Annotated in this window: 16 protein-coding genes; 6 read left to right on the top strand and 10 right to left on the bottom strand. The window is 72.2% G+C overall.

The annotated features are described in order from the left end of the window. Position 1 precedes the first annotated feature (1 nt). Complete coding sequence (locus WMF22_RS38960; protein WP_437295016.1) at positions 2–2,734, bottom strand: serine/threonine-protein kinase; 2,733 nt, start codon at positions 2,732–2,734, stop codon at positions 2–4. Between the two features lie 659 nt (positions 2,735–3,393). Here WMF22_RS38960 and WMF22_RS38955 point away from each other — a divergent pair. The 4 genes from WMF22_RS38955 (at position 3,394) to WMF22_RS38940 (ending at position 7,326) form a co-directional block, all read left to right on the top strand. After that, a complete protein-coding gene (locus WMF22_RS38955; RefSeq protein ID WP_012239819.1) occupies positions 3,394–3,732 on the top strand; it encodes a P-II family nitrogen regulator in 339 nt (112 codons plus the stop codon). 182 nt (positions 3,733–3,914) lie between these two features. Further along, positions 3,915–5,327, top strand: a complete 1,413-nt coding sequence (gene glnA / locus WMF22_RS38950) for a type I glutamate--ammonia ligase (protein ID WP_437295015.1) — start codon at positions 3,915–3,917, stop codon at positions 5,325–5,327. A gap of 407 nt (positions 5,328–5,734) precedes the next feature. Then, on the top strand, positions 5,735–6,820 hold the full coding sequence (locus WMF22_RS38945; protein ID WP_437295014.1) for a serine/threonine-protein kinase: 1,086 nt from the start codon (positions 5,735–5,737) through the stop codon (positions 6,818–6,820). A 158-nt stretch (positions 6,821–6,978) separates the two neighbouring features. Beyond that, positions 6,979–7,326: a hypothetical protein gene (locus WMF22_RS38940; protein ID WP_437295013.1), complete on the top strand. Its 348-nt coding sequence runs from the start codon at positions 6,979–6,981 to the stop codon at positions 7,324–7,326. Between the two features lie 32 nt (positions 7,327–7,358). On the opposite strand, the gene WMF22_RS38935 is transcribed toward WMF22_RS38940, so the two are convergent. Both WMF22_RS38935 and WMF22_RS38930 read right to left on the bottom strand, forming a co-directional pair. After that, positions 7,359–9,206 carry a permease gene (locus WMF22_RS38935; RefSeq protein WP_438033036.1) on the bottom strand — a complete coding sequence of 616 codons (1,848 nt, stop codon included), beginning with the start codon at positions 9,204–9,206 and terminating at the stop codon, positions 7,359–7,361. A gap of 175 nt (positions 9,207–9,381) precedes the next feature. Further along, the gene (locus tag WMF22_RS38930; protein ID WP_437295011.1) at positions 9,382–9,834 is read right to left on the bottom strand and encodes a Fur family transcriptional regulator; all 453 of its coding nucleotides are present in this window, start codon (positions 9,832–9,834) and stop codon (positions 9,382–9,384) included. 767 nt (positions 9,835–10,601) lie between these two features. On the opposite strand from WMF22_RS38930, the gene WMF22_RS38925 reads away from it, so the two are divergent. Further along, positions 10,602–11,510: a zinc metalloprotease gene (locus tag WMF22_RS38925; protein WP_437295010.1), complete on the top strand. Its 909-nt coding sequence runs from the start codon at positions 10,602–10,604 to the stop codon at positions 11,508–11,510. Between the two features lie 71 nt (positions 11,511–11,581). Here WMF22_RS38925 and WMF22_RS38920 read toward each other — a convergent pair whose 3' ends face one another. The 6 genes from WMF22_RS38920 to WMF22_RS38895 all read right to left on the bottom strand — a co-directional run bounded on the left by WMF22_RS38920 (position 11,582) and on the right by WMF22_RS38895 (position 17,906). Continuing rightward, the gene (locus WMF22_RS38920; protein WP_438033035.1) at positions 11,582–12,382 is read right to left on the bottom strand and encodes a hypothetical protein; all 801 of its coding nucleotides are present in this window, start codon (positions 12,380–12,382) and stop codon (positions 11,582–11,584) included. A 376-nt stretch (positions 12,383–12,758) separates the two neighbouring features. Then, complete coding sequence (locus WMF22_RS38915) at positions 12,759–13,580, bottom strand: CPBP family glutamic-type intramembrane protease (protein ID WP_437295008.1); 822 nt, start codon at positions 13,578–13,580, stop codon at positions 12,759–12,761. After that, positions 13,562–14,713, bottom strand: coding sequence for a peptidase MA family metallohydrolase (locus tag WMF22_RS38910; RefSeq protein WP_438033034.1), 1,152 nt, complete (start codon positions 14,711–14,713; stop codon positions 13,562–13,564). Before WMF22_RS38910 ends, WMF22_RS38915 begins: the two co-directional genes overlap by 19 nt. Beyond that, positions 14,710–15,642, bottom strand: a complete 933-nt coding sequence (locus WMF22_RS38905) for a hypothetical protein (RefSeq protein WP_438033033.1) — start codon at positions 15,640–15,642, stop codon at positions 14,710–14,712. The genes WMF22_RS38910 and WMF22_RS38905 overlap by 4 nt, the downstream gene beginning before the upstream one ends. Before the next feature lie 58 nt (positions 15,643–15,700). Then, on the bottom strand, positions 15,701–16,693 hold the full coding sequence (locus tag WMF22_RS38900; protein WP_438033032.1) for an NAD-dependent epimerase/dehydratase family protein: 993 nt from the start codon (positions 16,691–16,693) through the stop codon (positions 15,701–15,703). A gap of 76 nt (positions 16,694–16,769) precedes the next feature. Then, positions 16,770–17,906, bottom strand: a complete 1,137-nt coding sequence (locus WMF22_RS38895) for a hypothetical protein (RefSeq protein WP_437295004.1) — start codon at positions 17,904–17,906, stop codon at positions 16,770–16,772. Positions 17,907–18,133: 227 nt separating this feature from the next. Between WMF22_RS38895 and WMF22_RS38890 the strand changes: the two genes are divergently transcribed. Next, complete coding sequence (locus WMF22_RS38890; RefSeq protein WP_437295003.1) at positions 18,134–20,377, top strand: cyclic nucleotide-binding domain-containing protein; 2,244 nt, start codon at positions 18,134–18,136, stop codon at positions 20,375–20,377. A gap of 79 nt (positions 20,378–20,456) precedes the next feature. Here the strand turns inward: WMF22_RS38890 and WMF22_RS38885 are convergent, their stop codons facing one another. Beyond that, positions 20,457–22,148, bottom strand: coding sequence for a serine/threonine protein kinase (locus tag WMF22_RS38885; RefSeq protein ID WP_437295002.1), 1,692 nt, complete (start codon positions 22,146–22,148; stop codon positions 20,457–20,459). Between the last annotated feature and the right edge of the window lie 65 nt (positions 22,149–22,213).

Genomic DNA, 22,213 nt, shown 5'->3' with positions numbered 1-22,213 from the left:
GTCACCGGCACTGGATGCGGGCGGCGTAGGGCTCGAGATGACCCGCCTCGTAGTCAAGCCAGGCGACATACCACTCTCCGGGCTTCGCGCCGGGGCTGATCGAGGGCGCCGGCTGATCCCCGCTGACGCGGGCGAATTTCGTGGGCGCGCCGATGCCGTCGCGGTTGATCGATGCCGTGAGCATGCGGCCCCCCTCGAACCAGACGAGCTGGGCCTGCCCGCTCGGCGCGATCGCGATCGACGGGCGCGCGCCCGACTTCGAGAACCGCTTGCGCCAGAGCGGCTGGCCCTTGGCCGGATCGATGTAAGCGGCCGACGCGCCCCCGAGCGGCGCCTCGCCGTGCCAGACGACGAAGCAGCCGCCCGCGCCGCAGGCGAGCGAGGGGCTGTCGCTCCGGACCCGATCGCTGTTCACGAGCGACAGGTCGCCGAGCGCGCGGTCGGCGCGCTTGCCGGGGCTGGCCGGCGGGAGCCCCTTGCCGGCGTTCGCGAGCGGGAGGCGCATGTACTGGATGACCCGCGTCGGCTCGCGATCGAAGCGGAAGGCGAGGTGCATCACGTCGTTCGTCACCGCCACCGAGGGGAAGCGGGCGCGCGGCTTCGAGGGGCCCGTCGGGGTGACGTCGGTCAGCCGGATGATCTCGCTCGCCGGATCGAGGTTCGGCGAGAGGCGTCGCATGAAGAGGTCCTCGGAGGCGGTGTCGCCGTCGTCCGACCACGTGATCAGGAACCCCTCGGCGGCGCGCGCGAGCGAGGGCCACGAGTTCCCTCCGCGGGGGAAGGGCGCGACCATCACGGCGGGGCCGTCGATCCGCCCGTTGGCGTCGAGCCAGCGCACGTGCACGCCGGCCTCCGGCCCCTTGCCGTCCCAGTACGTGAGCACCAGCCGATCGCCCGCGGAGGTCAGCTCGGGGCGCCCGATCGCGCGGCCCTCGGGCGTCACGTCGAGCGCCGGCGACGACGGCCGCATCGCGCCGTCCAGCGTCGTCGTGTAGGCGTGCTCGGTGCCCTCGTGCGAGTCCGTCCAGGTGACCACCGCGCCGCGCGGCCCGAGCGCGATCGAGGGCCGGCTGGCCCCGACGACGCGCCCGCCCTCGCGCACCAGATCGTGCGTGCGCGGCCTCGCGAGGCCGGTGAGCGCGCAAGGCGCCTTGCCGCTCGCGTCTTTCAGGGCGACCTGCACGTGCTCGATCAGGGTCCGCGGCACGGGGTGGTTGCCCTTGTCCTGAGCGTCTTTCAGCAGCCTGAGCGCGGCCTTGAGATCGCCGGCGGCGACGGCCTCCTGCGCCTGCGCGACGAGCGGCGGCCACGCCAGGGGGGGCGGCTCGACGCGGGCGTCGGTGCGCGCCGGCACGTTGGCCTTGGCGGACGCCGACGCCGAGGGGGCGCTGGTGGCCACCGACGGCGCCGCGCTGCTCGACGAGACGGGCGGCAGGGCCGTCGGCTTGAGGAACTGGCGGTAACCCGCGTAGGCGCCGCCCGCGGCGAGCGCGAGCACGCCGAACACGACGAGCGCGCGCCCCGCGCCGCCTCGCTTCGGCGTTGATGCGTGCGCCAGCGGATCGGGGACCGAGGTCTCGCCCGAGCCCCCGGAGAACGTGATCTGCTGCCCCGCGCCCTGGCTCATGCGCCCGGCCATCGCGGCGCCGGGCGCGCCCGAGATGTCCAGCCCGGCGAACGGATCTCCCCCGCGCTCCGCCGGACCCGACGGGACGGTCCGCCGCGTTTCGTTGGGGGTCACACGGACGACGCCCGGCGGGTCGAACGACAGGTCGGCCGGCGCGTCGCCGCCCGGCATGACGAGCCCCGCCTGCGACGGCTCCGCGCCGCGCGGCGGCGTCGGCTGCGCGACGCCGAGCGCGACCGACAGCTCGTCGGCGAACTCCTTCGCGGTCTGGAACCGGCGATCGATGGAGCGGTCGAGCGCCTTCTCGAACCACGTGGTGAAGCTCGCCGGGAGGTCGGGGCGGAGCGCCGCCGGCTGCGGCAGGGGCGCGTTGGCGATCTGCGCGAACGTCATCGCGACGCCCTGCTCGGTCTGCCAGACGGTGCGGCCGGTGAGGCACTCGTAGGTGATGCAGCCGAGCGCCCAGAGATCCGCGCGGTGGTCGACCGCTCCCTGGCCGCGCACCTGCTCCGGGCTCATGTACGCCGGCGTTCCGAAGACCGCGCCCTCGCGGGTGAGGCGCGCCTGCGCGTCGCCGCCGTCGACCGGCGCGTAGAACTTCGCGAGGCCGAAATCGAGGATCTTCGCGCAGAGCCGGCCCTCCTCGTCCTTCGTGAGGAAGATGTTCTCCGGCTTGAGGTCGCGGTGGACGATGGAGGCGGCGTGCGCCTTGGTGAGCCCTCGACACACCTGGGAGACCACCGTCACGGTGGTCTCGGGGTCGAGGTACCTGATGACGGTCATCCGCTCGTACAGCGACTCGCCTTCGAGGAGCTCGAGCACCAGGAAGGGCCGCCCATCGTCGAGCTTGCCCGAGTCGTAGACGTCGCAGATGAAGGGGCTGCGGATCGACGCGGCGGCCCGGGCCTCTCGGAGAAAGCGCTCGACCACGACGGCTGAGGTCGTCAGCTCCTGGGCGAGCACCTTGATCGCCACGCGTTTGCCGATGTCGATGTGCTCGGCCTCGTACACGGCAGCCATGCCGCCGCGCCCGATCTCGCGTGTGATGCGGTATTTTCCGGCGAGGACCGTGCCTACCGGGATCTTCGCTTTGTTCGGCAAAGCCATCAGGCAGGGCTGTCCCGCGACTGGATTCGCCAGCGCAGCCTATTCGAGCCGCGTCACAAGAACAATGGCGAGCGCAGCGCGACCCGTCGGGGAGGGGCGGATCCTCGCCCTGGAGCCGCGCGAGCGGGCTCAGCGGTTCCACGAGAGCACCGTGAAAGTGGATTCCACCCGGGGCCGGTCATGGACCAGGGCATGGCCACCGCTCCGGTGGCGCGGTGCGTAGGCAGGTTCTCACCTCCCGGCGCCGCCGCCGCGCAAGCGAGCTCTGCCTTGCACAGGTAGAGCTGTGAAAAAAGTAAGCGGGCTCTGATTTTCGGACGTCCGATGCACTTTTCTCACGCTCGCGCGGTGCGCGAAACATTCCGGAAACATGAGCTTGGGTACACCAGCCTGGACCTTCGGTCGCGCGCCAGCGTCCGGGGTGAAGGGTCGCCGATCCGGCTCTGCTGGATGGGTCCCTGAGTCGTTGACAGTGTCGGGCAAGGCTCGGTGGACCGGGCCCCCCGTCACGGATCGGAAGCCGGGCGGCGCCCGGCACATCGATGGGAGGCCGCCGGCGGAGGTGTCCCCCCTTTACCAGCTCTGCTCCGGCGGGGCCTTTCGGGTGAGCGCCCGGGTCTTTTACCCTGGCGGGCACCCGGTCACCACAGGCGTGCGCAATGAAAAAGGTCGAGGCGATCATCAAGCCGTTCAAGCTCGACGAGGTCAAGGACGCCCTCGCCGAGGTCGGGATTCAGGGCATGACGGTGACCGAGGTAAAGGGCTTCGGTCGGACCGGCGGCAAGAAAGAGGTCTATCGAGGGTCGGCGTATGTCGTCGACTTCGTGCCGAAGGTGAAGGTCGACATCGTCGTGCCGGACAGCATGGTCAGCGACGTGATCGACGCCATCGAGAAGAGCGCCAAGACGGGGCGGATCGGCGACGGCAAGATCTTCGTCGTCCCCGTCGAGGAGGCCGTGCGGATCCGCACGGGGGAGCGCGGCGAGGACGCCATCTAGGAGGCGCGCCGCCGGCAGAGCGTCACAGGGCATTCGCGGCGGGTCACAGGCTCGAGGATCGATAGAACGACAGATCGATTGATCGACAGATCGACAGATCGACGACCGAGAAGCGAGCACGAGCCCGCGCACCGTCGAGTCACATACAGCGAGAGCAGCGAGTCAGCGAGGTAGAGAAGATCATGAAGGCGAAAGATGTCGTCGCGTTTGCGAAGGAAAACGACGTAAAATTTGTCGATCTCAAGTTCATCGATCTGCCCGGCATCTGGCAGCACACGACCATCCCGGCGTCCCGCCTGAACGAGGATCTCTTCGAGGAGGGGATCGGCTTCGACGGCTCGTCGGTGCGCGGATGGCAGCCGATCAACGCGAGCGACATGCTGATGACGCCCGATCCGTCGACGGCGAAGCTCGACCCGTTCCATGCCCAGAAGACGCTGAGCATGATCTGTAAGATCAGCGATCCGGTGACCGGCCAGCCCTACGGCCGCGACCCGCGCTACATCGCGCAGAAGGCCGAGAACCACCTCCGCGCGAGCGGCATCGCCGACACGTCCTACTTCGGGCCCGAGGCCGAGTTCTTCGTCTTCGACTCGGTCCGCTACGAGAGCTCGCAGCGCGGAGCCTTCTACGAGATCGACAGCGAGGAAGCGGTCTGGAACTCCGGCAAGGCCGGCCCGAACCTCGGGCACAAGATCCGGTCGAAGGAGGGCTACTTCCCCGTCGCGCCGACCGACACGCTCGGCGATCTGCGCGGGCAGATGATGTCGACGCTGATCGAGACCGGCATCGGGGTCGAGGTCGGCCACCACGAGGTGGCGTCGGCCGGCCAGTGCGAGATCGGCATCAAGTTCTCGACGCTGACGGCGATGGCCGACAACCTCATGTGGTTCAAGTACGTCATCAAGAACGTCGGCCGCAAGAACGGCAAGTCGGTGACGTTCATGCCGAAGCCGCTCTTCGGCGACAACGGCAGCGGCATGCACTGCCACCAGTCGCTCTGGAAGGAGGGCAAGCCGCTCTTCGCCGGCGACGGCTATGCCGGGATGTCCGACACGGGCCTCTGGTACATCGGCGGCATCCTGAAGCACGCGAAGGCGCTCGCCGCGCTCACCAACCCGACGACGAACAGCTACCGCCGGCTCGTCCCGGGCTACGAGGCGCCCGTGAACCTCGCGTACTCGAGCCGCAACCGCTCGGCGTCGATCCGCATCCCGCTGCCCCCCGGCAACAGCCCGAAGGGCCGCCGCATCGAGGTCCGCTTCCCGGACGCGAGCTGCAATCCGTACCTCGCCTTCGCCGCCATGATGATGGCCGGCCTCGACGGCGTCCAGAACCGGATCGATCCGGGCGACCCGCTCGACAAGGACATCTACGCGCTCTCGCCCGAGGAGCTCAAGGAAGTGCCGCACATGCCGGGCTCGCTCGACGAGGCCCTCGGCGCCCTGGAGCGCGACCACGAGTTCCTGCTCCGCGGCGACGTCTTCACCCGCGACATCATCAAGACCTGGCTCGACTACAAGCGCGAGCGCGAGGTCGACGCGATCCGGCTCCGCCCGGTCCCGCACGAGTTCTTCCTTTACTACGACGTCTGATCGCCCCCACCCCCGAGGGCAGCGCAGGGGCCGGCGCACAAGAAAATTGCGCTGCGCCCCTCGCTGCCTGGTCTCTTCCTCGCTCGCCGTCGTGTCCGGCGAGCGCCGGTGACGCCGAGTCGAAGCGTCGCGGCACCGCAAAATCGACGGATCTCTGCGCCCGCGGAGGCGACGAGACGGGCTATCGCCCCCTCGCACCGCGAACTTTTACTTCCTGCTGGAGCGCGCCGCACCGCGGTACCGCTCGTCCATGGCTCGGGTTATCCTCCGGTCCGGCTCCGATGGGGGCGGCGTCAAGCCAGCTCCTCCTCGGTTCCCTGGTCCCGCGGTCCTCCGGCCCGCCTGTTTCCTCGGTTCCTTCGGTTCCTTCAGTTCCCTCGGCTCCCCAGCGACACCTCGGCGCAGCAGTGAACCCCGGCGATCTCATCCAGTCTCGCTACCGGCTCGTGAAGCTCCTGGGCCAAGGCGCCAGCGGGTCGGTGTGGGCCGCGAAGAACGTGCTCATCGACCGCGACGTGGCGCTCAAGGTGATGAGCCCCGAGGTGGCCGGGGACGCCGTCGCGCTCCAGCGCTTCTTCAACGAGGCGAAGGCGAGCGGGCGCCTGCGGAGCCCGAGCATCGTCGAGATCCTCGACCTCGGCCAGGCCGAGGACGGCTCTCCGTTCCTCGTGTTCGAGCTGCTCGTCGGCGAGGGGCTCGACGAGTGGCTGCGGCGCGAGGGCACCATCGAGCCGGAGGTGCTGGTCGAGCTCTTCCTCGGCCTCGCGCGGGCGCTCGACATGGCCCATCAGCAAGGGATCGTCCACCGCGATCTGAAGCCCGCGAACATCTATGTGCATCGCAACCACCTGGGCGAGCTCGTGGGGAAGATCCTTGACTTCGGGATCAGCAAGGTCCTGGAGAAGGAGCACAACTTCTCGCTGACCCGCACGGGCTGCGTCGTCGGCTCGCCGGCGTACATGTCGCCCGAGCAGGCCGCGGGGCGCGAGGACGTGGACGCCCGCGCCGACATCTGGTCGCTGGGCGTCGTCATGTACGAGGCGCTGACCGGGACGACCCCGCATCAGGCGCCGAACTACAACGCGCTGATGGTCCGGATCCTGAGCAAGGACTGCGATCCGATCGCGGCGCGCAGGCCAGGGCTCCCGCCGCGCCTCTGCCAGCTCGTCGAAGCGTGCCTCCGCCGCGAGCGCGACGAGCGGATCGCCTCGGCGGACGCGCTGGCGAAGGAGCTCGAGGCCGTTCTCCGCGAGCTGCGCGCCGAGCGCTTCCGGGGACAGAAGGGGCGGCGCGCCTCGGACGTCGGCCTGAGCGGCGACGTCGGCCTCGCGCCGGAGAGCGCGGCGGCGCGAGGCGGAGACGCCGCCGGGACGCTGGGGCGGCTCGTGCAGCACGGCAGGCGCCTGCCAAAGGCCATGCTCGTTGCGGCGGGCATCGGGGTGGTGCTCTGGGCAATGGCGCTCGTGCTCATCGGCAGGTACTTGATCCGCTGAGCGTAGCGGCGCCGCAGGGCGAGCGAGCGTGGTCGGCTCGCCCACGGCATGCGCGCCAGGTTGCTCCTTGCGGCGGTGCGCGTCGGGGCCCCATGTTGGCCCCACGTCGAGCCGTCACCCGAGCTCGAAGCGAGCATTGATGGAAAGGATGCAAGTCGATGGACGACCACCAGACGCATGAAGCGCACGCCCATGTTCATGGGCAGGGATGTGGACATCAGGCGTTGCGGCATGAAGACCACGTCGATTACCTGCACGACGGACACCTGCATCACCCGCACGGCGATCACTTCGATGAGCACGTGCTCTCGGTCGGCAAGGAGAACCCCGACGCGTGCACGCCGAGCCACGTGTGCGCCGATCACGAGAAGGCGCACTCGCACGGGGCAGGATGCGGCCATCAGGCCGTGCCCCACGGCGATCATTTCGATTACCTCGTCGGGGCGCACCTGCATCATCCGCACGGCGATCACTGCGATCACCACGGCTCGGTCCAGCTAGGGTGAGCTCCTGAAACGACGTTCCGGGGAGCCGGGCGTCACGCGGGCGGCGCGCCGTTGTCGTGCGGTGCGCCGCTCGCGCTTCTGCGATGTGCGTGCGCGCAGGGCGCATGCGGCTCCTCTGGCCCGGACGCACCGGCGCCGCGCATGCCGCCGAGCCACGCGCGAGGGCCGAGCCTCATGAAGCTCGAGAGCAGGAGCGCGCCGAGCGCGGCCGCGCAGATCCACGCGATGGTGGAGTGCTCCTGCGGCGCGAGGTCGTGGAGGTCCGGGATCGCCGAGAGGGGGACGAGGGCGTTCGCGACGAGGCCGAGCGCGACGGCGAAGGCGACGCTGAAGAGCGCGGCGGCGGCGGCGGCGCGCGCTCCGAACGCCCGACGCAGGGCGCCCAGCGCCGCGATGTGGGTCGCGGGCCCCGCCACGAGGAACGCGAGCGCCGCGCCGACCGGGAGCCCCTTGTGGATCATCACCGCGGCGAGCGGCGCCGCGCCTTGCGCGCACACGTGCGCGGGCACCGCGAGGAGCGCGCTCACGAGGACGTCGTCCGGCGCGCCGAGCGCGCGCGCCGCGGCCGGCGCGATGGCCGCCTCGAGGACGGCGGCGAGCAGAAGGCCCGCGACGTACCAGGCGGCCATGTGATCGAGCGCTGGACCGACGGCCTCGGCGACGGCGGCGCGGAGCCGCGCGCCCGGCGACGCCACGGTCCCGGCGTCGACGGGCGGCGCGCCGCCGGAGGGCGCGGTGATCGAGCCTTTCGTCCTGGCCACCCTGGCGACGAGGAGCGCGACAAGCGCGGCGAGGAGCGCGCCGCCCGCGACGCGCGCCGCGGTGAACGGCAGGCCGAGCATCCGCAGCGAGAGCAGCGCGCCGGCGGGATCGAGCGCCGGCGCGCAGAGGACGACGGCGACGGCCGAGGCGACCGGCGCGCTCGCGCGCGGGAGCCGCTGCATGCGCGGCGCAACGCCGCAGGCGCAGAGGGGCAGCGGCGGCCCGGACGTCACGCCGCGGGCGGCCCGGGGCAGCGCCGCGCCGCCGCGCAACGAGCCGGTCGAGCGATGCAGGGCGCTCGGAGAGAGCGCGCGCAGGAGCCCGGCCACGGCGAGCCCGGCGAGCACGGCGGGCGCCGTCTGGATGAACAGCGGGCCGAGCGACTCGGCGATCGACAGCTCGGACGCGTGCGCGCTCGTGAAGGAGCTCTCCGGGTTGGGGAGCGCGAGCGCGACGCAGAGCCCCGAGGCAAAGGCGATCGCGCTCGCCGTCCGCGCGCGCGCGCCCCGAGGCGGCGCCTCGTGCGTGTGGACCACGAGCCGCAGGAGGACGCCGAGGCCGAACGCGATGAACACCTCGAAGGACTCGTGGGGGAGGCGCTCCACGGCGCCCTGGCCGAGGAGGGCGCCGAGGACGGTGAGCAGCCCGAGGAGCCCGAGGCGCGCGGCGAGCTGCCGCCAGCCCCAGGCGGGCAGGAAGCGCGCCGCGAGCGACAGCCCCTCGGGCAGCCGGTGCACGAGGACGGCGCTCGCGAAGAGCACCCCGTCGGCGCTGCTGTCGGCCGCGGCCACGGCCAGCGCGAGCCCGGCGCCGTCGAGCAGCCCGTGCACGGCGAGCGCCGAGAACGCGATCTCGCGCCCCAGCACCTCGCCGGTGTCACGCCGCCGGTGCTCTGTGAGCCCGAGCGCCGCGTACCCGAGCGCCGCCCAGAGGAGCGCCTGCGCCCCGATCTCCTCGACGACGTGCGGCAGGTGGCGCGTGAGGACGAGCGCGGGCACGAGGCCGAGCGTCAGCCCGTCGAGCGCCGACGTCGGCAGCGCCTGGCGCCGGCCGAGCGCCACGAGGAGCGGCCCCGCGGCGAGGCCGGCGATCGACAGGACAACGACGAGCGCGAGCATGGGCGCGGTGGGCTATGCCCGAGCCCCGTAGCCCAATCAACATCAAATTGGTGTTGCAACCAGGATACGGACAAGCCGCCTGTGGTCGCTGAGCGCCGCGAAGCGCCGCGTCATCCACGCGGCCCGGGGCCGCCGGTGGCCGGGGGCGGCCGATGATCGGGGGCTGCTCCGCCGCTCAGGCCTGCACGCACCGATCGCAGCGGCCCTTGATCTGGATCTGGAGTCCCTTGCGCCGCAGCGCGCGCGGCGCGCCGCGCGCCGCCTTGATTTCGATGCTCTCGTCAGGGAGGCAGAGCACATCGCCGCATGTGTCGCACATGAAGTGCGGGTGCTCGTCCGCCGCGTGGGCTCCGGTGGACTCCCGCAGCTCGAACCGCCAGAGGTGGTCGCCCATGTCGGTGCGGCGCACGAGCCCGGCGTTGGTCAAGTCGATCAGGTTCCGGTAGATGGTGGCGCGATCCCACCCTTTCGGGGCGAGCTCAGCGGCGAGCTCCGCGTGGCTGACGGGCGTCCGCGAGCGGCCGAGGCTATGCAGCACCGCGATGCGCGGCGAGGTGGCCCGCAGGCCGGCCGCCCGGATCTGCTCTCGGAGCTCCTCCGCGGACTGACCTGCTTTCGTACGCGCCATGCCAGACATCTACCGTCGCCAGGAGAGTGCCGCAATCACGATGCATCGCGCCCGTCGGCCGCGCAGCGCCCGGGTCGGCCGCGTGCCAGTGTGAGCGAGATCGCAGGATCGCCGCCGAGCCCGCCGCGCCACCGCCCGCGAGAACGCAGCGTCTGCCCCCGTGCGGACCGCGTGTGCGCGAGCCCGGCGCGGCCCCGACGACAGGGCCGGCGGCGGCGAGCGCCGACCCGGCTCCGAGAGGAGGTGGCAGGCGGAGAGCTTGGATAACGTCGTGCGCCTGGCTTCGAGCGTCGCTCGAGCTGCACTGATCAGGCGGATGGGCGCGCGGCGCGGCGCTCCTCGGGGAAGCGCCGCGAAATCGGGGTGAGCTCCGCGGGCCCCGATCCCGAAGGCGCGGAGGACATGGAACAGGCGGAACAGCCAGGTCCCCGTCGTCGTCTGATCTCGAGTCGAGGGGCGCTCTCTCGGTCCGCGCCGCGCTCGACGTGTGCTCCCTCCTAAAGCGATCGATCCACGTTGGAGCAATCGGCGTGTCCGTTCCACACGGGCCGCTGCGCCCCGTCATCGCTCTGCGTGTCCGGGGGCCTGTCGGCGTTCGGCGAGAGAGCGCAAGACTCGTAAGACGACCAGAACGGCCAGAACGACCAAGACATGGAATCTTCCTTTGTCGTCGCGAGTGGAATCGGCCCTTTTGGAATTGAACCGATTGTGATCGCGGATATATATTCATGCTTCCTTTGCGGGGAAATGAACCAAGGAGAGTGTCCATGCGAGCTCGGACGTGCGCGGAAGTATTTGCCTTAGTCTTGATCGCTGCCTTGGGCGTCGCGTGCGGCGCCGACCCCTCGACCCCCGTGGAGGATGCGCCGGCCGTCGCTGACGTCGAGCCCGAGCAGGTCGAGGCGGAGCCGGCGCCCCTGCGGCGCGGCTGCGCGACCGTCGAGCTGAGCGACGTCGAGAAGGAAGCCGTCGAGCAGTTCGTCCGCAGCCGGATGGCGCTCGGGTTCTCGGTGGGCGCGGCGGTCGAGATCCCCGTGCACGTCCACGTCATCAACAAGGGCATCGGCGTGTCGAACGGCGACGTGACGGACGGGATGATCGCGGAGCAGATCGATGTGCTCAACGAGGCGTACGCGAACACCCGCTTCAGCTTCACGCTGGCCTCCGTCGATCGGACGAGGAACGCGACCTGGTACACCATGGCGTCGGGCTCCTCGGCCGAGCGGCAGGCCAAGGCCGCGCTCCGTATTGGTGGGCCAGACCACCTCAATATCTACACGGCCAATCCGGGCGGCGGTCTGCTGGGCTGGGCGACGTTCCCCTCGAGCTACGCGGCCCGTCCGACCGACGACGGCGTCGTCCTGCTCCATTCCACGTTACCCGGCGGCAAAGCGGCGCCATACAACGAGGGAGATACGGGTACGCATGAGGTCGGCCACTGGCTCGGCCTCTTCCACACGTTCGAAGGCGGCTGCAACAAGAGCGGTGATGGCGTCGCGGACACGGCGTCCGAGCGCAGCGCCGCGTATGGCTGCCCGCTGAACAGGGACAGCTGCCGGGGCGGTGGGCTCGACCCGGTCCAGAACTTCATGGATTACACCGACGACTCCTGCATGGATGGGTTCACTGCAGGGCAGGCCGATCGCATGTCGGCTCACTGGAATACGTATCGTTGATCGGTGGGTGATGGGACGGCGGGCGGCGGGCGACTCCGCCGCTCGCCGGCTGGACAGGCGTCCGGCAGAGATCACATCGACTTGATTTGGGCCCGGCGCTCGAAGCTCCGGCTCTCGGCGAGGACGCGCGGCGCGGGATCGGCAGGCGCCGGCCCCGCGCTCGAGTCCCTGTCTCCCTGCGCCAGGCGCTGCTGGCGGCGGGTGCCGGCCTGGACGCCGAAGTACACGCCGAGGAACGTCACGACGCCCCAGCCGAGCAGGCCGATGGCGATGAGGCCGGTCTGGCGCGACGCATCGCCCCCGAGCTGGCTGATCTCCTCCATCGGCGCCGACAGCTTGCTCACCTCCTTCATCGGCTCGCGCAGCGTCGCGACCTGCTCCATCGGCTGCTTCAGCCCGGCGACGTCGCGCATCGGCGCGTCCAGGGCGGCGACGTCGCGCATCGGCGCGTTCAGGGCGGCGACGTCCGTGAGCGGGCCGCGGATGCCCACGAGGCTCTCGTTCATCGCGGCGATGGTGGCCTCCATCTCGCTCAGCCGGTCCATCGACTCCTTGAGGCGCGCGGTCTCCCGCATGCTCTGCTGCATTGCGTCCATCGACCCCTTGAGCTCGGCCAGCCGCTCCATCGCCGCCTGCATCTCGGCGAGCTTCTCCATCGGCTGACGCAGCTCGGCGAGCTGATCGATGCTCTCCTGCGAGCTCCGCAGCGTCTGATTCGAATCCTCGATCGTCGCGCGCGTCCGCCGCATCTCCTCCGTCGTTGCCTGGATGGAGCGCGTGTTCGTGTCGATCATCGTCGCCATGCCGCAGCCCGTCGACACGAGCGCGAGCAGCATCATCGGCGCAATCCGAAGGATCCTTTCGCAGTGCATACCTGATCGTTGGTTCCTCGAAGGCGGCGCGTCAATGTGTGCTTGACGCGGTGCGCTGAAATATGACATAGCCGTGTCCGAGGGGTGAGGCGCTGTGGGACATCGCGCGCGTTCGCCCGCGATCCGCTTGCGCGGCACGTGCTCTCACGGCGCTGTGAAATGTCGGTGTCGGTCCGGTGGATGTGACGCGCCGAGCGCTGGAAACCGGACGCCGGCGGTGGAAGGGGAGAGGCCGAGTGCGCAGCTGCGATGGACGCGGCGCCGCCAGCGCCGATGTCCGGAGCTACAACGCGGGTGCGGCGCGCTTCATGCCGGCGCGGCGGCGAGAGCTCCGTGGCGGCCGCGCGGGGCAGGGACGCTTTACCGTGCTGGACGGTCAGGCTGCAGGGCGCCGGCGCCGGAGGGTGAGCGCGGCGAGGATGGCGAGCACGGCCGCGCCGAGCCAGGCAGGCGGGCCGGAGGCCTGCGTCCCCGCGGCGAGGGCGCCGTCGATCCACGTGGCGTCGAGCAGGGCGCCGCGCAGGCCTGCGCCCGCGAGCGCGGTGAAGCTCGCGTGGACGGCGACCGCCGCGAACACGCCGCGGCCGCGCAGGAAGAGCGCCGCGGCGAGCGCGCCGAGCGCGGTCGCGAGGGCGAAGCTCGACGGGGACGCGCCCGGCGCGAGCCCGAGCGCGGCGCCGTGCGCGAGGGCGGAGAAGACGAGCGCGGGGCGGGGCGAGAGGCCGGCGCGCGCCGCGGCGGCGAACGGGATGCCGGTGAGCAGGAGCTCGTCGCGGACAGCGAGGGCGATCGCGCGCGCCAGGGCGAAGCCGAAGCTCGCCGAGGGCGCCCCGGCCTCGACGGTCACCCACCCCAGCGCCGCGGAGACGCCGAGCGTGATCAGCACGGCGAGCGCGCCCAGCGCAGCGCCGAGCCCGACGCGACGGGCGAGGCGCGCGCGGCGGCCTGGGCCCTCCGGCTCCAGAGGGTCGGTCCACTGCACGCCGGCCCGCGCCGCGACGACGTCGGCGACGACAGCGCCGGCGAGCGCCGCCGCGAGCGGGCTCGACGACAGGATCACGGACACGATCTGCAGGGCCGCGGCGAGGCCGATGAGCCAGGCCGCGCCGAGCGCGAGCTCCGTCAGGCGGCGCCGCGGTCCGGGGGGATCGGGCCGAGGAGGGGCCTCCTCCGTGGCGTTCAGTGGAGCGTGTGCCACTGGCCGTTGTGCTCCACCTTCGGGACGTCCGCGTCGCCGTCGACCTCGTTGCGGTGACGCGCGCCCAGGGTGGCGACGAGCTGGACCGTGGACGGGCGCGCGGGCCGGTGGCGTACCTCCGACGCCGCGCGGAGCCGGCGGCGCGGCGCGGGAGGCGGCGGCGATCTCCGGCGGCGGAGCCGCTGCACGGCCAGCCGGCCGGAGACCAGCAGCGCGATCGCCAGCAGCGAGCCGGCCAGCACCGGGACGAAGCCGTAGCGGCGCGCGACGCTGGCGCGCCACGCGAGCTCGATCTCGCGGCCCGTCGAGACATAGGCGGCCCCGAGCGCGGCCTCGAGCGGCACGCCGCCGCGCACCTGAGCCAGCGCGCGCACGAAGCTCTGCCGCCGCTCGTCCTCGACGAGGAAACGGACGACGTCGGCCGCCTGCGCGTGGGGCAGCGAGCCGGCCGTGTCCTCGGCGCCCGTCAGGCTCGCCTCGAGCTCGTCGAGCGGGAGGAGGCGCCCCCGGAGCGCGGCGACCGAGAGCACCTGCGCGCGACGAGCGCTGCGGTCCCCGGCCACGTGGGCGGCGAACCCCTCGTGGAACCAGCGCGGGAGCGCGGCGCCGCCCGTCACCTCGTCCAGGGCGAGGTGCGCGAGCGCGTGACGGAAGGCGCCCTCGAGATCGGGCGCCTCGGCGCCGAGCCGCGGAGAGGCGCTCAGGACCGCGAGCCGCAGCGCGCCGAACGAGATCGCCGTCACGGGGCCAGCGAGGCCCCCGGGGACGAGATCGTCGAGCTCGGCGGGCACATCCGCGATCCGGACCTTCACGGGGGCGGCCAGCACGTCGCGGCCGAGCAGGGCGCCGAGCTCGGCGCGCAGGTCGCCAGCGCGGGCGATCAGCGGGCGGACACGGTCGCGGGTGGACGGGTGATAGGCGAGCTCGATCCAGCCGAGATCCTCGGTGTGGTACGCCGGCGGCGGCGGCGGCACGGGGAGATCGGCGCTGCCGTCGCGCGTCGCGGCGGGCGCGTCGTAGACGCGGGGCGCGGCGCCGGCGAGCCGCGCGGGCGCGGCGACGATCGCGACGCAGAGGAGCGCGGCGAGCCTCAGCCCGAGCCCCGCCGGGTTGCGCCGGGAGGAGCGCGTCATGGCGCGATCCGGCCCCGGAGGTGCACGGTGTCGCCGTCATCGCCGCCCGTCTGGGCCAGCACCAGCACGACGATCCCTGTCGCGACGACGCCGGCGAGCGGCCCCCAGAACCAGGGGGAGCTCCACGTCGAGCGCCGCTCCGACGGCCCCGACGAGCTGGCGTCGCCGCCCGCGAACCTCGGCGCCGCCTGGACGACGTCGGCGCGAGGTCCGCGAGGTCCCGAGGAGCCCTGGGGCGATGAGGCGGGCGCGGGCGGCGTCGCGGCGCGACCCGCCGCGCCTCCGCTCCGCTCGTCTCCAGCGAGCAGCGCGCGCACGGCCGCGCCCGCGCCCGGCCAGCCGAAGGTCGCCCCGGCGGGGGCGGCCGCGCCGTCGGCGGTCCGCTGGACCGTCGCGCCGAGCTCGAGCGGCGCGTAACTCGCGCCCGCGACCCGGAGCACGCGCGCCACGGGGTGGCCGTGCGCCGTGCTCACCGCGACGACGAGCGCCGCGCCTGCGCCCGCGCCGAGCGACGCGAGCAGCCCGCGCGCGACCGGCTCGGACTCGGCGCGCCCGGCGGAGCGGCGCACCTCCGCGAGCTCCTTCACGGCGGCCGGCGCGTCCGGGCGCGGCGGATCGCCGGCGAGCACCTGCGCCGTCGCCTCGTCGATGGGCGGGCGGAGCGCGGGGTCGCCGTAGATCGCGCGGGCGAGCGAGCGAGCCGCCTCGGCGCTCGCGTCGTCCACCGCCACCACGACGGCGCCGCGCAGGGCCGACCGCGCGGCGGGCGCGTCCGGCGCGCCGCGCGCAGCCGGCGCCGCCGCGCTGCCCGCGTCCGGAGCCGCCGCGGCGGCGCCGTCTCGAGGCGGCTCCTGTGCCTGCGCGGGCGCCGCCGTCAGGCCGAGCGCCATCGCGACGAGGCCCGGGGCAACCGGCGGACAGCGGGACATACGTTTACGGTACGGAGGCCGCGGGCGAGCGTCAAACGGCGCGCGGCGCGGCGTCACGTCACAGCCAGCCATGCTCGCGGTACCAGGCGACCGCGCGGCGCGTCCCCTCCGCCCAGCTCACCTCGGGCGCCCAGCCGAGCTCCCGGCGGGCGTCGCTCGAGTCGCAGACCCAGTGCGACGCGGAGAGCTCGTTCAGCTTGTCGCGCGTGAGCATCACGGCCTTGCCGGTGAGGCGGCCGAGCCCCTCGCTCGCGAGCGCGGCGCCGCGCACGAGCGAGAACGGAACGCCGAGACGGACGAGCGCCCGCGCGCCGAGCGCCGCCTCCACGTCCGCCAGCATGTCGCGCCACACATACACGCTTCCGTCGTCGATGAAGTAGGCGCGGCCGCTCGGCACGTCGCTCTCGATCGCACGGATGCACGCGGCGGCCGCGTCGGAGGCGTAGATGACGCTGAGCGTGTTCCTGCCGTCGCCGAGCATCGGGAGGAAGCGGCGCGCGACGCTCTGGAAGAACGCGAACGACTCCTGGTCGCGCGGGCCGTAGATCATCGGGGGGCGCAGGACGACCACGGGCAACGCGCCCTTCTCGGCGAGGACCAGCCGCTCGGCCTCGAGCTTCGAGCGCCCGTAGCGCGTCACCGGGGCCGGGCGCGCATCGGCGGCGATGGGGCGCCCGTCCAGGCTGGGGCCGATGGCGGCGAGGCTCGAGACGAACACGAACCGCCGAATCGCCCCCGCCGCCTTCGCCGCGTCGAGCAGGTTCCGCGTGCCGTCGACGTTGATCCGGAAGAACTCCGCCTCGTCGCGCGCCTTGACCAGCCCGGCCGAGTGCACGATCGCGTCGACGCCCGGCGGCCCGACGACCGCGCGGCGGACGCTCTCGGCGTCCTCGACGGCGCCGTACGCGAGCTCGACCCCGCGCAGCGACGACAGGAACCTCGTGTCCGACGAGCGCCGCACCAGGGCGACGACGCTGTGCCCCTGTTGCACGAGCTGCTCGGCGACGTGCGAGCCGAGGAACCCGCTCGCGCCCGTGACCAGCACCCTCATCGATCCGCTCCTCCTCTCCGGTCCCGGCGCCCGCGTCGAGCCGCCCGCGCCGATCGCCCGGCGGCGCGCGTGTCCATCACAGCGCCCGCTCGTAGACGCGGTACTTCTTGTGGATCCGGCCGCCCATCAGCCGGATGCCCGCGTTGATGGCGGCGTTGTCCTCCAGCGTCCACCCCAGCTCGCCGCCCTCCATGCCGAGCAGGTGCGCCGCGCGGTTCATCTCGACGTAGAGGAAGGCGCTGAGCCCGGCGTAGCGCCGCACGTGGCGCCACTTCTTGCGGATGCCGAGCACGACGAGGCGCCCGCGCTTCGGGCCGCGCACGCGCAGCCGCCACAGCAGCTTGAAGATGCCGCCAGGGAGGAGCTTGCCGTGGAAGTCCTTGATCAGCTGGTTGAGGTCGGGCAGCCCGAGCGACACGGCGGCCGGCTCGCCGTCGATGAACGTGATCTTGGTGAGCTCGGGCATCAGGATGAGCCGCACGTCCTTCGCCCACTTGACGAGCTCCTTCTCGGTCATCGGGACGAAGCCCCAGTTGTCGCTCCAGGCGTCGTTGTAGACGTCCATGAGGATCCGGATGTCGCGGAGCAGGTTCTTCGGATCGCCGCAGCGCGTGTGCACCTCCGGCATCGCCAGGACCTCGGCGTGGGCCTTCTGCGCCCGGGCGGGGACGTTGCCGACCTCGTAGCCCCACGCGTAGAGGTCCTTCACCTTCTCGAGCCCCGCCTGCTCGATGAGCCGGCCCTGGTGCGGCCGGTGGTAGGGCATCATCATCACCGGCGGGAGCTCGAAGCCCTCGATGAGGCAGCCGATCTCCTCGTTGGTCGAGAGCGAGTAGGGGCCCCGCATGCGCTTCATCCCGCGCGCGCGCAGCCAGCCCGCGGCCTCGGCGAGCAGCGCCCCGGCCGCCTCGGCGTCGTCGATCGTATCGATGAACCCGAACGAGCCGGTCTCGTCGCGGTGGACCCGGAGGTGCTCGTGGTCGACCTGCGCGGTGATCCGGCCCGCTGGCCGGCCGTCCTTGTACGCCACCCACGCCGTCCCCTCGGCGTGCTCGAAGAACGGGTTCTTCTTCTTGTCGAGCCGATCGGAGATGTCCAAGTCGAGCGGGCGGATATAGTTGGGCTCTCCCTCGTAGACGGTGTCGACCACGTTCAGGAAGTCCTTCAGGACCTTCTTGTCGCCCTTCCGGAGCTCGCGGATCTCGATAGCCATAGGGCTTGAGCCCGTACCTTCCGAGACGCGGCGCTGCAAGGGGCTCGCACCGACGTGGTCTCGGCCCGATCGCGGAGCGCCGCGCGCCGCGCCGAGCCCCCGGCGGCGCGCGCCGCGCTGACCGCCGGACGCCACGCGCCGCGCTGATCGCACGACGCCGCGCGCGCGAAGCCGGTAAGCTCTCGCGGAGGGCCTGTCTGGCCCCCGGCAACTCAGGTGGACGCAGCATGATGACCCCGAAGGAGTTCCAGAGGCAGTTCAAGCGGCTGCTGATGAGCCGTGTGGAGGGCATGGACTGGGAAGACAAGCTCGCCCGGGTCCGGCAGTACCTGCGCCAGCTCGAGGCACGCCAGAGCCCGGAGGAGGAGTCGGCCGAGCTCTCGCCGTCGCTGGAGCTCATCCCGTTCGAGCCCGGCAAGCGGCCTGTCGACGAGGCGCTCTATCCGGGGCACGGGTGCAGCGAGCGCGTCGGCTGCATCAACACCTCCGGCGACCCGTCGGAGCTCGGCGACGAGGTGTGGCTGCTCTATCGGCTGCGCGATATCTACGCGTTCGTCGCCCCCTTCGAGCGCCCGTTCGAGGTGACCCTGTCGGCGTGGTTCCTCCCCGCGAGCCCCGACGGCGGCGAGCCGTGCCCGGTGCCCGGCCTCATGGACGTGCCGCTCAGCCCGCAGATCGTCTCGACCTCGTCCTACCCCGTCCCGAAGCTCGAGCCCGCCCCGTGGAACTCGTTCCACCAGACGGTCTACGTGGCCACCATCGTGCCGGCGCGGCAGCTCGTGCCGCACCCCCCCGGCGAGGAGACCGGCGGCGGCTATTTCTGGGGCGACCTGCCCGAGTCGTTCCGGCGGCGCGTCACCGACGGCTTCGAGCCGTTCACGTTCGCGAGCCTGTTCCGGCAGCAGCTCCGCGTCGAGCTCAAGCTCAGCGAGGCGGGCAGGACGGTGGCCTCCGAGTCGACGGACATCGAGATCTTCGACACCGGCCGCTTCGGCTCGCTCTACGCGCGCCTGCTCGACCGGCTCGTCAAGGCGGACACGGAGATCCAGCAGCGGGCGCTCGGGATCGACGAGCTCCACGTCGGCTATCACCCGTGGTTCCCCGTGCTGACCATCGGCATGGACAAGGCGCTCCTGTACCTCCGGGCCATCCATCAGGACCTCGAGCAGCACCGGCGCAACCTCCCCGACCCCCGCTGGCTGCTCCGGGTGGGCCTCTACCTCGAGCTGCTCACGTGCCTCGGCATCTTCGAGGCCGTGAAGCACGACTACCCGGACATGCTCTCGCCGGGGGAGCGCGAGGCCTTCGAGGAGGGCGCTGCGTTCGCGCCGATCCGCGCGTCGATCGACGTCGCGGCGTGGGCGCAGGTCTGGGACATGCGGCACATCGCGCCGCGCGCGGCCGGCTTCTTCGCGGCCGGGCCCGTGAGCCTGACGAACCTGATGCGCAAGCAGAAGGCCACGCTCGCCTTCCTGCACGCCCACCACGCGGACCTGCAGAAGGCGATCGAGCTCGCCGGCCCCAACCTGTGGAACGCGCAGGAGACGTGGCACCGGGTGTTCCGCGACGCGGAGCGGGCCGTGCTCAAGAACAACGTGCTCGCGTTCCCGGAGCTCGCGCACATCGATCCGCGGTGGCGCGACTTCGCGCTCTGGCACCAGCGGGGGGACATGCGGTTGTTCGGGCTCAGCCTGATGCCCGAGGCGCTGACGGGGCTCTTCGGCGACCAGGACGGCATCTTCCCCGCGGCGTGCCGGCAGTACCGGAAGTCGATGAACGACGTCGCCCGGTGGGCCGCCGAGCGGAACCTCATGGATTACACGGGCGACGAGTGCATCCCGCGGAACGCGAGCCTGCTCGAGGCGTACATGGAGAAGAACCCGTCGCACCTCGCCGCGCTGCAGCGGCGCGACGGCCACGGGGCCGCGCCGTCGATCGAGCTCGAGGAGCCGAGCAAGGCGGCGCGGGAGGCGAGCGCCGAGGACCTCATGATGCTGCTCCGGCGGACGCCGGTCTTCAAGCCGCTGCTCGATCGCGAGCTCCGCAAGCTCGCCACGAAGGCGCGCCGGATCGAGTACGGGCCGCTCGACCGGATCGTGCTGCAGGGGCAGCGGGACTCGTCGATGTTCGTCGTCGCGTCCGGCGCCGTCGAGGTCCTGGTGCGGCACCCCGACGGGCAGGACTCGACGGTCGCCGCGCTCGAGAAGGGCGCCGTCTTCGGGGAGTTCGCGCTGCTCACGGGCGAGGAGCGCACCGCGACGGTGCGCGCCGTCGACGAGGTGGTGCTCTACCAGATCACGAAGGAGGCCCTGCAGCCGATCATCGAGGCGCGCCCGCAGCTCGTGATCGAGCTGAGCTTGCTCATGGCGTCGCGCCAGGCCCACCTGCGCGACGCGGCCGAGCGCTACCTCGAGGCCGAGGAGAAGGTGCGGAGCCTCGCCGGGCGCATCCGGCGGTTCGTCCTCGGCTGAGCGCGCGCGGCTCTTCGTGGCCGGCCTCGCGCTCAGCCCCTCGTGGCCGGCTTCGCGCTCGGCCTCGGCCCCCTCGCGCTCAGCCCTTCAGGAGCCACGCGACGGCGTCGGCCTCCGCGGTGAAGAACGAGTACTCGGGCAGCCCCATGGCGGCCGACAGGCGGGAGATCTGCATCTTCGAGAGCGCGCTGTTCACGAGGTTCGCCGCCTTGCGCATGCCGTGCTCGACGGCGTAGGCCATGGTCTGCTCGACGTACGGGCTCACCTCGGGCTTCTGCGGGGGGAAGTCCGCGATGTCGGCGAGCACGTACCAGGGCTTTCCGAGGTTGAGCAGCGTCGAGGCCTTCTGGCGGAACTCGTCGAGGTACGCCTTGCCCTCGTCGATGTCCCAGAACCCCCACACCTTCACGTGGAGGACCCCCGTCGACGTGTCGGGCCTGACGGTGAAGCGCCGCTGCGGGGCGCGCTCGCGCCTCGAGGTGACATCCGTCCTCCTCGGCGGTTCGCTCCCGGAGAGGCCCGTCCGGCCCGGCGGGTCGAGGGGTGGCGGCGTCCGGGGTCGGGTCTCCGCGAACTTCGAGGCGGCCGACGGCGCGGGCGGCGCGGAAGAGAACGAGGGAGGGACGGAGCGCGAGGGCGGATGGGGCGCCGACGGCGTGACGGAGCGCGAGGGCGGGCTGGGGTAGGAGGCCGGACCGGGGCGTGAGGGAGGCGTCTTCGACGACAGCTCCGGCACCGTGACGGTCGGCACCTCGGCGAAGCCCTTCGCCGTGCCGGGCTTCGAGGGTAGCGTCGGGTCGGTCGGGCTCGGGTTCGCGCTCGGCGCGGGCGCCGCCGGCTCCGGCAGGAGGATGACGCGCGAGGCCCGCGGGATGGCGACGTCGAGCGCGGCGGCGAGCGCGCCGACCGCGACGGAGGCGCGCTCGAAGCGGTCCTCGGCCTTGAGCGCCGTCGCCTTGAGGAACCAGCCGTCGAACTCCTTCGGCAGCGCCGCCGAGGACCGCCGCGCCGCGCGCTCGCTGGGCGCCTCCATCGCGCCGCGCAGGAGCTCCCCCGCGAGCATGTACGGGGACGCGGTCGCCTCGGCCTCCTGGGCCCAGTACGACTCGCCGACGAGGAGCGCGTACGCGACGTGCCCGAGCGCGTAGATGTCGGCGCGCGGGCCGACGTTGCGCTCGGCGCGGATCTGCTCCGGCGCCATGTACACGGGCGTGCCGAGCATCTGCCGCGTCAGCGTGGAGGCGTGGTGCTGCTCGATGACCTTGGCGATCCCGAAGTCGAGGATCTTCACGCACGGCGAGCCGTCGTCGCGGACGGTGACGAACAGGTTGTCCGGCTTGAGGTCGCGGTGGACGATGCTCGCCGCGTGCGTCTTGTCGAGCGCGAGCGCGGCCTGGAACAGGTAGAGCGCGACGTCCTCGGCGGGGAGGGCGCCGCGCTTCTTGACGAGGCTGCCGAGCTCCTCGCCGCGGAGCAGCTCCATGACCAGGAACGGGGTGCCGGTCTCCTCGTCGACCCCGGCGTCCGAGGTCCTGACGATGTGGTCGCTCTCGATGACGCCGGTGATGCGGGCCTCGAGGGCGAAGCGGGCGCGCAGCTCCTCGCTGTCGAGCAGGCTCGGCAGCATCACCTTGAGCGCGCGGCGCGCCGCGGTGACGTCGTCCATCACCTCGTAGACGGCGCCCATGCCGCCCGCCTTGATGACGCGCAGCACCTGGTAACGGTTGCGAAACCGCGTATTCGGCTGCAACAGGCCGGGCGAGGAGCTCATCCTGCGGCCCTCGGTTCAGGCATGGTTTGCACCACGCTACCAGCGCCGCTTCCCGCGTCGCAAGG

This window comes from Sorangium sp. So ce204 (assembly GCF_051526795.1).
Classification (GTDB): domain Bacteria; phylum Myxococcota_A; class Polyangia; order Polyangiales; family Polyangiaceae; genus Sorangium; species Sorangium cellulosum_B.
Note: the sequence above shows the minus strand (reverse complement) of the source record. Positions and strands in the feature narration are given on the sequence as shown.

What these genes read in the sequence shown, in the direction of transcription:
- WMF22_RS38905 (WP_438033033.1), bottom strand. Translation starts at nt 15,642, where the DNA reads ATGTCCCGCTGTCCGCCGGTTGCCCCGGGCCTCGTCGCGATGGCGCTC.
- WMF22_RS38930 (WP_437295011.1), bottom strand. Translation starts at nt 9,834, where the DNA reads ATGGCGCGTACGAAAGCAGGTCAGTCCGCGGAGGAGCTCCGAGAGCAG.
- WMF22_RS38960 (WP_437295016.1), bottom strand. Translation starts at nt 2,734, where the DNA reads ATGGCTTTGCCGAACAAAGCGAAGATCCCGGTAGGCACGGTCCTCGCC.
- WMF22_RS38920 (WP_438033035.1), bottom strand. Translation starts at nt 12,382, where the DNA reads ATGCACTGCGAAAGGATCCTTCGGATTGCGCCGATGATGCTGCTCGCG.
- WMF22_RS38900 (WP_438033032.1), bottom strand. Translation starts at nt 16,693, where the DNA reads ATGAGGGTGCTGGTCACGGGCGCGAGCGGGTTCCTCGGCTCGCACGTC.
- WMF22_RS38955 (WP_012239819.1), top strand. Translation starts at nt 3,394, where the DNA reads ATGAAAAAGGTCGAGGCGATCATCAAGCCGTTCAAGCTCGACGAGGTC.
- WMF22_RS38910 (WP_438033034.1), bottom strand. Translation starts at nt 14,713, where the DNA reads ATGACGCGCTCCTCCCGGCGCAACCCGGCGGGGCTCGGGCTGAGGCTC.
- WMF22_RS38940 (WP_437295013.1), top strand. Translation starts at nt 6,979, where the DNA reads ATGGACGACCACCAGACGCATGAAGCGCACGCCCATGTTCATGGGCAG.
- WMF22_RS38895 (WP_437295004.1), bottom strand. Translation starts at nt 17,906, where the DNA reads ATGGCTATCGAGATCCGCGAGCTCCGGAAGGGCGACAAGAAGGTCCTG.
- WMF22_RS38925 (WP_437295010.1), top strand. Translation starts at nt 10,602, where the DNA reads ATGCGAGCTCGGACGTGCGCGGAAGTATTTGCCTTAGTCTTGATCGCT.
- WMF22_RS38890 (WP_437295003.1), top strand. Translation starts at nt 18,134, where the DNA reads ATGATGACCCCGAAGGAGTTCCAGAGGCAGTTCAAGCGGCTGCTGATG.
- glnA (WP_437295015.1), top strand. Translation starts at nt 3,915, where the DNA reads ATGAAGGCGAAAGATGTCGTCGCGTTTGCGAAGGAAAACGACGTAAAA.
- WMF22_RS38885 (WP_437295002.1), bottom strand. Translation starts at nt 22,148, where the DNA reads ATGAGCTCCTCGCCCGGCCTGTTGCAGCCGAATACGCGGTTTCGCAAC.
- WMF22_RS38935 (WP_438033036.1), bottom strand. Translation starts at nt 9,206, where the DNA reads ATGCTCGCGCTCGTCGTTGTCCTGTCGATCGCCGGCCTCGCCGCGGGG.